The 11,737-nt window shown below is 45.6% G+C and carries 12 protein-coding genes and 1 pseudogene; 12 read left to right on the forward strand and 1 reads right to left on the reverse strand.

What is annotated here, in order from left to right; genetic code table 11:
* Positions 1-161: pseudogene (locus QZ942_RS00245) on the reverse strand (IS5/IS1182 family transposase); the annotation flags it as partial.
* 415 nt (positions 162-576) lie between these two features.
* On the opposite strand from QZ942_RS00245, the gene QZ942_RS00250 reads away from it, so the two are divergent.
* From QZ942_RS00250 to QZ942_RS00305, 12 genes are all read left to right on the forward strand, one after another.
* Positions 577-1,626 carry a helix-turn-helix transcriptional regulator gene (locus tag QZ942_RS00250; protein WP_292992482.1) on the forward strand — a complete coding sequence of 350 codons (1,050 nt, stop codon included), beginning with the start codon at positions 577-579 and terminating at the stop codon, positions 1,624-1,626.
* Positions 1,627-1,859: 233 nt separating this feature from the next.
* Complete coding sequence (locus QZ942_RS00255; protein ID WP_292992483.1) at positions 1,860-2,252, forward strand: hypothetical protein; 393 nt, start codon at positions 1,860-1,862, stop codon at positions 2,250-2,252.
* Entirely contained in the window at positions 2,245-3,231 is a 987-nt protein-coding gene (locus tag QZ942_RS00260) for a hypothetical protein (protein WP_292992485.1), read from the forward strand. Before QZ942_RS00255 ends, QZ942_RS00260 begins: the two co-directional genes overlap by 8 nt.
* A gap of 4 nt (positions 3,232-3,235) precedes the next feature.
* Positions 3,236-3,361, forward strand: coding sequence for a hypothetical protein (locus QZ942_RS00265; RefSeq protein WP_292992486.1), 126 nt, complete (start codon positions 3,236-3,238; stop codon positions 3,359-3,361).
* An 18-nt stretch (positions 3,362-3,379) separates the two neighbouring features.
* On the forward strand, positions 3,380-3,880 hold the full coding sequence (locus QZ942_RS00270) for a hypothetical protein (protein WP_292992487.1): 501 nt from the start codon (positions 3,380-3,382) through the stop codon (positions 3,878-3,880).
* Positions 3,877-4,536, forward strand: coding sequence for a glycoside hydrolase family 19 protein (locus tag QZ942_RS00275; RefSeq protein ID WP_292992488.1), 660 nt, complete (start codon positions 3,877-3,879; stop codon positions 4,534-4,536). The genes QZ942_RS00270 and QZ942_RS00275 overlap by 4 nt, the downstream gene beginning before the upstream one ends.
* A gap of 60 nt (positions 4,537-4,596) precedes the next feature.
* The gene (locus tag QZ942_RS00280; RefSeq protein ID WP_292992489.1) at positions 4,597-5,049 is read left to right on the forward strand and encodes a hypothetical protein; all 453 of its coding nucleotides are present in this window, start codon (positions 4,597-4,599) and stop codon (positions 5,047-5,049) included.
* A 626-nt stretch (positions 5,050-5,675) separates the two neighbouring features.
* On the forward strand, positions 5,676-6,014 hold the full coding sequence (locus tag QZ942_RS00285; RefSeq protein WP_292992491.1) for a cupin domain-containing protein: 339 nt from the start codon (positions 5,676-5,678) through the stop codon (positions 6,012-6,014).
* Positions 6,015-6,018: 4 nt separating this feature from the next.
* Complete coding sequence (locus tag QZ942_RS00290) at positions 6,019-6,372, forward strand: Spx/MgsR family RNA polymerase-binding regulatory protein (RefSeq protein ID WP_292992493.1); 354 nt, start codon at positions 6,019-6,021, stop codon at positions 6,370-6,372.
* A gap of 174 nt (positions 6,373-6,546) precedes the next feature.
* Positions 6,547-9,081 carry a 3-hydroxyacyl-CoA dehydrogenase/enoyl-CoA hydratase family protein gene (locus QZ942_RS00295; RefSeq protein WP_292992495.1) on the forward strand — a complete coding sequence of 845 codons (2,535 nt, stop codon included), beginning with the start codon at positions 6,547-6,549 and terminating at the stop codon, positions 9,079-9,081.
* Between the two features lie 58 nt (positions 9,082-9,139).
* The gene (locus QZ942_RS00300; protein ID WP_292992497.1) at positions 9,140-10,339 is read left to right on the forward strand and encodes an acetyl-CoA C-acyltransferase; all 1,200 of its coding nucleotides are present in this window, start codon (positions 9,140-9,142) and stop codon (positions 10,337-10,339) included.
* Between the two features lie 295 nt (positions 10,340-10,634).
* Positions 10,635-11,606 carry a sigma-54 dependent transcriptional regulator gene (locus tag QZ942_RS00305; RefSeq protein WP_292992499.1) on the forward strand — a complete coding sequence of 324 codons (972 nt, stop codon included), beginning with the start codon at positions 10,635-10,637 and terminating at the stop codon, positions 11,604-11,606.
* The last annotated feature ends 131 nt before the right edge of the window (positions 11,607-11,737 follow it).

Below are 11,737 nucleotides of genomic sequence, written 5' to 3' on the forward strand. Positions count from 1 at the left end.
ATCGGTGGATGGCCTCGTTTACCGCTTACCGGATAGTGCGGGGCAATGACATTCAGCAGAGAGGGCCAAGGCGTTACCCCTTCGATTTCGGACAAAAAACGATCCCGTCGTGTTTGTTTCTTCTTTGCTGCATATTCCAGGTCAGAAAAGCTTGATTGCATCGCTCTATTCCATATTTATCAATACGATGCATTTTATCAAACCTTTATGACCAAAGTCGATGTGATCGAATAAATCAGTGTTTCCTTAAAACTAATTCAAAATGCAAAATCATGTAGAAATTTCCCTTTCTCACCTAATTTTTCTTGGTATCGGCTGCCCCGAATAAGTTTTTCAGAAGCCTGCTAGAACGCAAGAACCTGTCCAGCTTTACACTAACGCTTCATTTTTGTGACAATACTCACAACACACTGATTTCTAGTTAGGTATACTATTTCCAATCATTTGTTGCTAGCTGATTTCAGCGTATTTTTATACCTGTATAAAAATACGATTCGGATTTCTTCGACGGTGAGTTTTAATCTTCTTTATTAAAAGTTTCTTCACGAATACTAAAAAGAAAGTTGAGGCAAAAGTATGGACAAAGAAATCGTTTTGAACGCTCTCGCAAGCAGAGACCATCAGCAAGCATTAGCCACCATCAACTGGTTGAATAACTGCCAAACCAAAGATGATTTCAATCAGGCAGTCAAAGTGGCATTGTTGCCTTTGATGGAATGCGGTGGTGCATTTTATGGGCGACTTGCTGGAGAGATAAATACACTGCAATTGCTTGGAAGCGTTAATCAGTCAACATGTTGTCAGCATGACTGGGAGCAGCTCTTGAATGCTACTTTGCAGAAATTAGCAGTAGAAAATTCCGTAGCCGATAACGCAATTATTCCGCTACCTATCAATGCAACCAGCATTGTTGATTATACTGACCTGCAGTCGCATCACAACTGCACAGTCGTTACGGTATTTGATGATCATCATCAACCCGCATACCGGTTTTATTTTTGTCGTTTCAGTGGGCAGCAGCAGATATTTAATCAACGTGATACCGAGCTGCTGAGAATACTCAGGCCAACTTTGTTGCAAACGCTGCGGCTCATACTGTTTCGAGAAGAAAGCTTGAACTCTCGCCAGACATTAGACTTCTGGTCTGATTGTACGGATCCGATAGTCGTTGTTCGTGATGATGGTGCAATAATTTATCAGAGCCGAACTTTCGAACGGATTATCGAGCAGGATAAGCACACGTTTCTTTTGTCGGCATTGGCTTCCGGCAAAACTGTCGAATGCAATAAAGTAGGGTGGTACAGTTTTCTGTCAAAACTGGGCAAGCGCCTGTATGAAATCAGGCTGATCTTAATCAACGCCGATGTCAATCTTTGTCAGTGCATCTATTTACTGCACTTGTCACGCGTCACCCACAAAATCGGGAAAATTTTCAATCAATTGAGTAGAGCAGGTCTGACAAACCGTGAACTGGAGATTTCGATACTGGTTTACCAGGGTAATTCTGCCCGCGAAATCGCCGAGGAGATTAAACTCAGCTATCACACGGTGCGCAACCATATCAAAAGTATTTACAGCAAATTGGGTGTTTCGACACGAAGTGAATTGCTGTCGCGCATCGAATGAAATCAAGGCGGCAATCATCAATCGATAGAAATTCAAAATGACTCAATTGGGCTATTTTTTCCAAGTTAATTTTGCTGTATAAAATAATAATTCAGTATAAACATCATTATTGAGCTGCTATTAAGGCAGAAACAAAGTTGTGTTACGAGATATAAAACAATTCACGAAATGAGCAATAATAACTTGAAAGAATAGAATATTTCTGCGATGTGAATATAAGAGTCAATATCTTTATGAAAAGAATTCAGGCACTGTTTAATTTTATTAATTTGATGATTGCAATGAGTATTTTAAGCGGTTGTGCCGTGCATTATTACGATAAAAAAACCGGCGCGGAACATGTGTTCGGTTTTGGGCATATGGTTATGAAAGTTTCAGCCCCAGAAGGTAGCCATCAGGCTGTTGTGAAGGGCACGGATATCATAGGGTTAGGTATAGGCCAAACCAAGGAAGGAGGATATTTAAGTCTAGGTTGGGATAACCGGCGCTGGATTGAAGTTATCGATAAAAATACCACAGTCGATTTTGCATGGCCCAATGGCAACTTTTTAAATACACGCGTCGGGTCATCTTGGCCAGTAGGTGAAGCGCAAAAAAACAATCAAAAAGGGAGTAATTATGAATAATGCAAAATTTCTAAAAATTATTAGTTCTTTTTTAGTATCAGTTTCTTTAGGCGGCTGTGCCATCGGATTTGATCATACGTTATTTATGACTAAATCGAATGTCGGGGTTGATATTGATACCAAAGCTCCGACAGCGGAAATTTCGATTGCCCGGAGAGAATTGGTTATAGCACCAGCATTTGAGAAAGGGCAAACTCCGCCGGTATTGGCAGGTTTCAGGACAGGTAATCGGTTACTGTTCGGTTTTGACGTATCTTCTGTCTTTGCCGGAGGAAATGCAGCTTTAATGTTATCGGATCCATATAATATAAAAGATAATTCAGAATTGTGCTTGCAAGTTAAACCCGAAGGTAAATTACACCTTGGTCCAATTGAATTGGCTAGATTCTCTCTGCCAACAACAGGCGAAATACGGCCTTTTGTATTTGGAACAGACACCACTTTTGGGTTAAAAGTGGCCTGGTCAGGAATGACGGCTCAGTTTCCAGATTCTCTAAAGATTGGATTCAATCGGAAGGAATTAGCACTGGCACCTGTATTTGGGAGCGACAAAGGTACTCAAAACTGCCCTTATCTCGTAGGAATGCCTCCATTCTTGGCATCTATTGAAATGACTTCCGAGACAGCCACTCCTCAAACTTTCGACCTAGCTTACCGGCAAAGTTTTTCGACAGGAAGTGCAGCGGTTGAATTGGCGAGAGATCCTGATATCAAGAAATTGATATTGTCACGATTAGACCGAGTACCAGAAAAAGGTACTTCTGACCACGATGAGAACAGTAAATGCATTGAAGAATGGCTATATGCGGATGCAACGAAAGAAACTGAGCGTAGAGAAAAAATTAATACTTGGTGGAAGGGGCAAGACCATACTGATAAGTCGTGGCCGTTATTGATAAGAACAAAGGAACATGCAGCAAAAAGAGAGCAGTTTATTAAGGATATGAAAATAGATACTAACAACTGTAAAGGAGTGTAACAATATGATCTTAGAAAATGTTCCAGAAAATGAAGTTTGTCAAAATATCCGTAATATTATGGCTGCTGGTTGGGAGCATATTACACTAGACAAACAAGGTAATGGAAATTGGACTATTAGAGCGAGCTAAAAATAAGGAACTCTAAATATGAATCCTTCAAGTGTTGCAATAGTTTCGGAATTGCTCGACAACGATCTGCCCCAGGTCGCAGATGTTCTGGTAGATAAAGGTGCCGATTATGTTCAGGAAAAGCTGGGAGTAGATCTTCAGTCCAATCTTACTCCTCAGCAGATTGAGCATCTGAGGGAGGCGGCTATGGCGCATGAGGAGTTTATGGCCAAGCTGGATGAAGAATCTACTCAGCGTGCCACAAACATGCAGCTTAATGCCATGAATTCGCAAGATCCTGAGGTCAGGCATTTCATTTACAAGTTCGCTTGGTTCTGGTCTTGGGTTTCTGCGCTTTATTTCTTTGCGATAACTTTCGTGCCAAGTACAGTAATTGAAAAAAATGATCACTATGCGGACATCATCCTTGGTTTCCTACTTGGAACAGCCGTGGCGAGTATCATACAGTTCTTTTTTGGTTCATCGAAGTCGAGTCAAGACAAAACCCAGTTGTTGAATGCGAAGGAGGCGCAGAAATGAGAGAAATCGAAGTCAAACATCTGGAGGCAGCAGGAGTAAAAGATGCAGAAAAGTGGTTGGAACCCATACGTAACACATGCAAAGAATTTCACATCGATTCTGATAAGCGTATTGCCGCTTTCTTGGCGCAAACCTCTCACGAATCAGGCGGCTACACCAAATTGGTGGAAAACTTGAATTACCGCGCACCGGTTATGGCTACATGCTGGCCTAATCGATTTGCAGTAAAGGAAGCTAATGGAAAAACTAAGAAAGATGCTAAAGGTGTCAATGTTCCCAACCAAAAGGCGCTATCACTGGCGGGGAAGCCCGAGCAACTTGCTAACGCTGTGTATTGCGATCGTATGGGCAATGGTTCGGAAGAATCGGGAGATGGATGGAAGTACCGTGGCCGCGGTCTTAAGCAGCTTACTGGTAATGATAATTACACCCGTTGCGGCAAATCGCTTCAAGTAGATTTGGTAAATAATCCCGAAAAGCTACTAGAGCCCGAGTTTGCTGCCCGCTCCGCCGGTTGGTTCTGGGAAACCAACAACTGTGCAGATTTCATTGATCGCGATGACTTTACTGGGCTAACGAGGCGCATCAATGGTGGTACTATTGGTTTGCAAGACCGTGAGCGGCGCTATAAGGCGGTACTGGCTAGCTTTTTGTAAAGTATTTTTTATCTAGCATCAAAGCAGGTCGGTTTGAATCAAAATAGGCAAGGAAATTCTATGACCGAAATACCAAATGAACCGAATACTTCAGATTCCGAGCATAAAATAGGAAGAGAGTTTCGCCCCAAAAGTTTCTCCCAATATATTTACATAACATTTTTCTGGTGTATGGTCGGAGCATCAATCATTTATGGCATTCGCTTATGGTACAATGCCCCGCTTCATCCGTTCTTTGCTCCGATCATCAGTGGTGTATTCGCAGCCATCCTATCGTTTACCTTAGTTATGGCATTAGAATACGTCATCGGCCCCATCAATATTAATGTCGGTGGAAACACATTCTCAGGAGCTGGTGGCCCAATCATCCTTTGGTGTTTGTGCTTTCTTGTAATCAGCTTCGGTTTGTATCTGAATGGAGCTGGCGATATAGCAAAGCATGAAGTCGGCCCAAATTATGTAGCTTGTTCAACCGGCGATCTGATGAAGGGCAAGTGTAATCCAGTTCCATGATTATCAAGTAATTTTTTGCAAATTGTATAAATACTTTTGCATGGTACCGACAAACACAACGTACTACACATCCATGCCGACTATCAAGTCCAAGTTGCTGTTTATTCGGTTCTTGGCAGAACTGTCTTGGTAGGAGATCCATTGAAGCAGCACAAACTGATCGCGTAGTATTTGTTGAAATACACCAAGACGATTTACTGGTTGGCTGACAATTGGTCGTAAATGACAACAAACCATCCCAGATTTGAACAAGTATTGTGGTCAAAGTGGTCTAGATTAAGGTGCAAAAGAAAAAATGATTCTTGATGTGCGATCTGGGTTAACAGATATAATGTCTTTCATTATTGCAACGTAACTACTCTCCCCATACTTTATGGGCTTCACCCGCTAACGCTATTGCGATTGCGCCGTACCCGTTGGTATCGCCTAGCAGTCTCATTTATACTTGTGCCCTTTACAAGTAAAGGGCACCTCTAAAAATCCAAATTTCGTCACAACACTTTGTTGCTCACAAAAAATGTTTCCTTACATATCAATTATATGCTGCGTCACCATTTTTTGCTCGCGCCTCGTTTTGTTTGGAACTTTGAATTTTTAGAGGCGCCCTAAAGCATGGGGTGGCAGAAATGATGAAATCAACTGTAGCAGATGTTTTGAAGAAAATACCGGGCAAGGCGAGTGTGGAATGGCCGATGGGTGAGCCGTTTGCCCAGGCGTTTGCGCATGGTTCCATGTCGGTCGAGTTATATGTACCCAAGGGTACCGATATACAAACGCCGCACGATCAAGATGAGCTGTATTTTATCCATTCCGGTTATGGTGAGTTTGTTGTTGCCGGTGAGCGGCACAAATTTGAGCCAGGTATGGTATTTTTCGTGGCGGCCCACGTCGAACATCGTTTCGAGAATTTTTCACCGGATTTTTCTACCTGGGTCGTGTTCTGGGGGCCTAAAGGCGGCGAATAAATATATGCTTAAACTTTACGGTTACAAAAAATGCGGCACCTGCCGCAAGGCGGAGCAATTCTTACTACAAGCCGAAATTGCTTACGAATTTATTGATATCATAGAAAATCCGCCAACCGGGGTGGAACTTGCTGCCATTGTCGAGCGCGCCAATGTTCCGCTGAGCAAACTCTTCAATACCAGCGGCGTGCAATACCGCGAATTAGAAATTAAGAAAAAATTACCCGCGCTATCCAGCCGGGAGATTCTGGCTTTGCTGGCGAGCAACGGCCGCTTGATCAAAAGACCGTTGATCACCGATGGAAAACGTGCGACAGTGGGTTTCAATGCAGAGCAATTTGCAACAGTCTGGGGTTGATGGCTATAGCTGCCCTCCTACTTGCAGGGTACTGACAACGCGAAGCGCTTCAAGCACTATTCATAATCTTGTAATCATACAAGCTTGCGCTTTGGGGCTCATGCTTGTACTCTTTCGGCCATAAGCGGCATGAACAAGGGTTTATTCCATAACCGGATCAAGCGGGAGGCGAAATTGGCTGATAAAAGTTTTTTAGTGCGCAAGGCGGCGGTACTGGGGGCTGGTGTGATGGGAGCGCAGATTGCGGCACATCTGGTGAATGCTAACATCGAAACGTTACTGTTTGAGTTACCGGGTGACGCGGATAATCCCAACGCCAATGTGATTAAGGCGGTGGAGAAACTCAAAAAACAGGAACCTGCACCGCTATCGGTCAAAGCCAAAGCGACCTGTATTCAGCCTGCGAATTATGATCAGCATCTTGAATTGCTCAAGGATTGCGATCTGGTGATCGAAGCGATTGCCGAGCGCATGGACTGGAAACGGGATTTATACACCAAAGTTGCGCCCTATCTGGGCGAACAAACCATTTTCGCGAGTAATACCTCTGGGCTATCGATTAACCAGTTAGCTGAGGCTTTCCCGGAAGCATTGCGTCACCGTTTCTGTGGCATCCATTTTTTCAATCCGCCACGCTATATGCATTTGGTGGAATTGATTCCTTGCAAAACCAGTGATGCGCAAATGCTCGATCACCTGGAAGAATTTTTAGTGACTTATCTGGGCAAGGGGGTGATTCGTGCCAAAGATACGCCGAATTTCGTTGCCAACCGCATCGGCGTGTTTTCTTTGCTGGCGACGATGCATCATGGCCGGGCATTTGATTTTGGTTTTGATTTGGTCGATGCGTTGACCGGCGCACTGATCGGCCGCCCCAAAAGCGCTACATTCCGCACCGCAGATGTCGTGGGCTTGGATACCTTGGCGCATGTCATCAATACGATGCGCGATACGTTGCCGGAAGATCCTTGGCATCCGTATTTTGCCGTGCCGGATTGGCTGCAAGGATTGATTGAGATTGGTGCGTTGGGAGAGAAAGTTAAACGCGGGGTGTATCAAAAAATAAAAAATGAAATCCATGTGCTTGATCGGGTGGCACAAACATACCGTTTATCGGCTGCGGAAGTGGATGAGGATCTGAAACGTTTGCTGAAATATAGCAGTCCGGCTGAAAAGTTTGCTGCATTACACAATAGTCAGCAGCCGCAAGCGCAGTTTTTGTGGTCAATTTTCCGCGATTTGTTTCATTACTGCGCTGTGCAACTGGAAACGATTGCCGATAATACGCGCGATCTGGATCTGGCGGTGCGCTGGGGATTTGGCTGGAATCAAGGACCTTTTGAAATTTGGCAGGCGGCCGGTTGGAAACAGATTGCCAACTGGATTCAAGAGGATATTGCGGCTGGTAAAAGCATGAGCCAAGCGCCATTGCCGCAATGGGTGATGGCAATTGCCGAGAGCGGCATGCAAAGCGTGCACACGACGCAAGGCTCTTTTGCCCCGGCATCCGGGAAAACACAACTGCGTTCAAAACTGCCGGTGTATCAACGCCAGCTTTTTCCGGATCGATTAATCGGCGAGGAAGCAGTTTACGGCGAAACCATCTTTGAAACCGATGCTGTCAGGCTATGGCATACCGGTGATCGAATCGCCATTCTCAGCTTCAAGAGCAAAATGCACACCATCGGTGCTGACGTTTTGGAAGGTGTGCAACAGGCGATCAAAGAAGCCGAGCAAAATTGGCGCGCCTTGGTGATTTGGCAAACCGAACCGCCGTTTTCGGCCGGTGCCAATTTGCAGAAAGCCACCGAACGGCCTAAACCGGATGTGCAATATGGCAGCGCGTCCTCTGCTCCGCCTCTACTGAAGCCGCCCACCGCTTTTCAGTCATTCTTAAAGAAATTAAGGAAGTCGACCCAAGCGACCGTGCTGCAAGTTGCGCGTGAGCTGGATCTCGCCGATGTGTTAATGGGCAAGAAATTGGCCGAGGTAGAAGGGATGATCAAACAGTTTCAGCAAACGTCACAGATGCTGCGCTATTCGATGATTCCAACCGTTGCCGCCGTGGATGGGCTCGCATTGGGCGGGGGTTGTGAATTCGTCATGCACTGTGACCGCGCCGTGGCAACACTGGAAAGTTATATCGGTTTGGTGGAAGTGGGCGTTGGATTGTTGCCGGCAGGAGGCGGGTGTAAAGAGTTTGCCATGAGGGCCGCGCAAAATGCCAAAGATGGTGATCCTTTTCCGCAATTGAAATATTATTTCCAGACGGTGGCAATGGCAGAACTGGCGAAAAGCGCCGAACAGGCGAAAGAACTGGGTTATCTGCGCCTTGCCGATATCGTGGTGATGCATCGTTTTGAGTTGCTGCATGTTGCCAAAGCGCAGGCGCTGGCGTTAGCCGAAGCCGGTTATCGCCCGCCATTGCGCGCCCGGGAAATTCCGGTGGCGGGTAATACCGGTATTGCGACGATCCAAAGTCAGCTTGTTAATCTACGCGAAGGTGGATTTATCTCCGAGCATGATAATCTGATTGCTAGTAAGGTGGCGCATGTGATGTGCGGTGGCGATTTGACACCGGGTAGCCTGGTGGATGAAGACTGGTTCCTGGAACTGGAACGCGCAGCCTTCATGGAATTGCTGGCAACCGAAAAAACTCAGGCGCGTATCGAACATACACTGAAAACCGGTAAGCCATTAAGAAACTAAATTTACGACTGGATTCACTTTAAACGTATTCCAAGATCGACGATCCACGGAGAAACCAATGACTAAGCAAACTCAAGAAGCCTATATTGTAGCTGCTGCACGGACACCGGTTGGCAAAGCACCGCGCGGCATGTTCAAGAATGTACGTCCCGACGACATGCTGGTCCATGTGTTACATGCTGTAATGAAACAATGCGAAGGATTGGATCCGGCAGCGATTGACGATGTGATTGTCGGTTGCGCCATGCCGGAAGCGGAGCAGGGCATCAATGTCGCGCGCGTGGCATTGTTATTGGCAGGTCTGCCGAACAGTGTGGCCGGTATGACGGTTAATCGTTTCTGTGCATCCGGTCTGCAATCCGTTGCGCTGGCAGCGGATCGTATCCGTCTAGGGGAAGCGGACGTGATGATCGCAGGAGGAACGGAGAGCATGAGCATGGTACCGATGATGGGCAACAAAGTTTCCATGAATCCAGCCATGTTCGAGCATGAGGAAAATGTCGCGATTGCTTATGGCATGGGTATGACTGCCGAGAAAGTCGCCGAACAGTGGAAAGTATCGCGGGAAGATCAGGATGAGTTTGCTTTGACCAGCCACCTGCGCGCCTTAAAAGCCATTGAAACGGGTGAGTTTCAACAGGAAATCGCACCGTACCGGGTCGACGAGAAACGTCCTGACTTGATCACGCATCAAGTGCATGAAGAGATTGCTGTCAAAGATACGGACGAAGGCCCGCGCGCCGATACGAATCTGGCCGCACTGGCTAAATTGCGCCCGGTGTTTGCTGCCAAAGGCTCTGTGACCGCAGGGAACAGCTCGCAGATGTCCGATGGTGCGGGTGCTGTGGTGTTGATGAGCGAAGCGGCGATGAAACGTTTTAATCTTTCCCCGTTGGGGCGTTTTGTCGGGTTTTCAGTGGCGGGCGTGCCGCCGGAGATTATGGGCGTTGGACCTATTAAAGCCATACCCAAAGTGTTGGCGCAAACCGGTATCAAACTGGATGATCTGGATTGGATTGAGTTGAACGAGGCATTTGCTGCGCAGAGTCTTGCCGTGATTCATGATCTGGGATTGGATCGCAGTAAAGTGAATCCTTTGGGTGGCGCGATTGCACTGGGTCACCCGTTGGGCGCAACCGGCTCCATTCGTGTGGCAACCTTACTGCATGGGCTGCGTCGCCATAAACAAAAATATGGCATGGTAACCATGTGCATTGGCAGCGGCATGGGTGCAGCAGGCATTTTTGAAGCACTTTAAGGACGTAGATTAATATTAAATACAAATAATGTTTTAAGGAGAACTACTCAATTTCTGGCATGAATTTTTATAAAAATTTTGTGAAAAAAGTCACAATGGAAATCCCTTCTTGTACTGCATAATGATTCATAGCAGTTTGTAAATGATGCCTTTGGTTTAGAAACGCTAATACTTGTAAGGAACAGAGCGATACAGTATTGCTATCGCGATGATGTGAGAAGTGCTTGAGCGCTTTTCGTTGAATCTGTTGTCGCAAGTATACCCTTATGAATCAAGATAATCGGGGGTAGAACTTATGATGGGGCAATCGCAAGTTTTTCTGGAAACACTGCAACTTGTTGAAAAGATCGCGCACTGTGAAGCGCCCGTGTTGATAGAAGGCGAAACAGGCACAGGAAAAGAACTGGTGGCAAGAGCTATCCATTATGGTAGCAACCGGCAGAAGTATCCCTTTGTTCCCATCAATTGCGGGGCAATTCCAGATTTGTTGGTAGAAAATGAATTATTCGGCCATAAACGTGGTGCCTATACCGATGCACAATCGGATAACCCAGGCCTCATTTCACAAGCACAGCAAGGCACACTTTTTCTCGATGAAGTCGATACTTTAACGCCCAAAGCACAAGTCACTTTGCTCAGATTTCTCCAGGATCAGCTATATCGTCCGCTAGGAGCGAGCGGTACACAAGCTGCTAATGTGCGAATCGTTGTTGCTAGCAATGCGGATCTGATCCAGCTCGCAGAGCAAGGTGTTTTTCGTATGGATCTGCTGTTTCGTATTAAGATCATGTACCTTAAACTTCCTCCGTTACGTCAACGAAAGGGTGATGTTTTATTGCTGGCTAATCATTTTCTGCAAGTGTGTGCAAAGCGGTATGGTCTGGGTGAGAAGCAATTACATCCAGAAACAATAGCCTGGTTAGATCAATATCACTGGCCGGGCAATATCCGTGAGTTGGAAAATATGATGAGTCGGGAATATCTGCTTGCTGGATCATCTCTGATTCATATCGAATCACCAATATCTTTTACCAAAGAACGGCGTCAGGTCCATGATAGGCGCCACTCCATTAGTATAATCAACACAAGTTTCAACGAAGCGAAAAAACAGATAATTACAAATTTTGAGCAATGTTACCTGGTTGAGGCTTTGACAAAAGCACATGGTAACGTATCTAAGGCAGCCAAACTGGTTGGTAAGGAAAGGCGTGCATTTGGTAAATTACTTAAGAAATACGGAATGGACAAAAAGTTTTACTGCCAGTAAATATCAGTAGTGTCCGGAGATTCGAGAATTGTCGCATGATAACTCGTTGAACGACCATTACTAAATGACATATTTTTCTGTAATCGATTTCAACTTGCGCCAAACTTCTGACTTTTGTCAGGAGATTGCAT

The organism is Nitrosomonas sp., assembly GCF_021731985.1.
GTDB lineage: Bacteria > Pseudomonadota > Gammaproteobacteria > Burkholderiales > Nitrosomonadaceae > Nitrosomonas.

What these genes read in the sequence shown, in the direction of transcription:
- QZ942_RS00250 (WP_292992482.1), top strand. Translation starts at nt 577, where the DNA reads ATGGACAAAGAAATCGTTTTGAACGCTCTCGCAAGCAGAGACCATCAG.
- QZ942_RS00255 (WP_292992483.1), top strand. Translation starts at nt 1,860, where the DNA reads ATGAAAAGAATTCAGGCACTGTTTAATTTTATTAATTTGATGATTGCA.
- QZ942_RS00260 (WP_292992485.1), top strand. Translation starts at nt 2,245, where the DNA reads ATGAATAATGCAAAATTTCTAAAAATTATTAGTTCTTTTTTAGTATCA.
- QZ942_RS00265 (WP_292992486.1), top strand. Translation starts at nt 3,236, where the DNA reads ATGATCTTAGAAAATGTTCCAGAAAATGAAGTTTGTCAAAATATCCGT.
- QZ942_RS00270 (WP_292992487.1), top strand. Translation starts at nt 3,380, where the DNA reads ATGAATCCTTCAAGTGTTGCAATAGTTTCGGAATTGCTCGACAACGAT.
- QZ942_RS00275 (WP_292992488.1), top strand. Translation starts at nt 3,877, where the DNA reads ATGAGAGAAATCGAAGTCAAACATCTGGAGGCAGCAGGAGTAAAAGAT.
- QZ942_RS00280 (WP_292992489.1), top strand. Translation starts at nt 4,597, where the DNA reads ATGACCGAAATACCAAATGAACCGAATACTTCAGATTCCGAGCATAAA.
- QZ942_RS00285 (WP_292992491.1), top strand. Translation starts at nt 5,676, where the DNA reads ATGATGAAATCAACTGTAGCAGATGTTTTGAAGAAAATACCGGGCAAG.
- QZ942_RS00290 (WP_292992493.1), top strand. Translation starts at nt 6,019, where the DNA reads ATGCTTAAACTTTACGGTTACAAAAAATGCGGCACCTGCCGCAAGGCG.
- QZ942_RS00300 (WP_292992497.1), top strand. Translation starts at nt 9,140, where the DNA reads ATGACTAAGCAAACTCAAGAAGCCTATATTGTAGCTGCTGCACGGACA.
- QZ942_RS00305 (WP_292992499.1), top strand. Translation starts at nt 10,635, where the DNA reads ATGATGGGGCAATCGCAAGTTTTTCTGGAAACACTGCAACTTGTTGAA.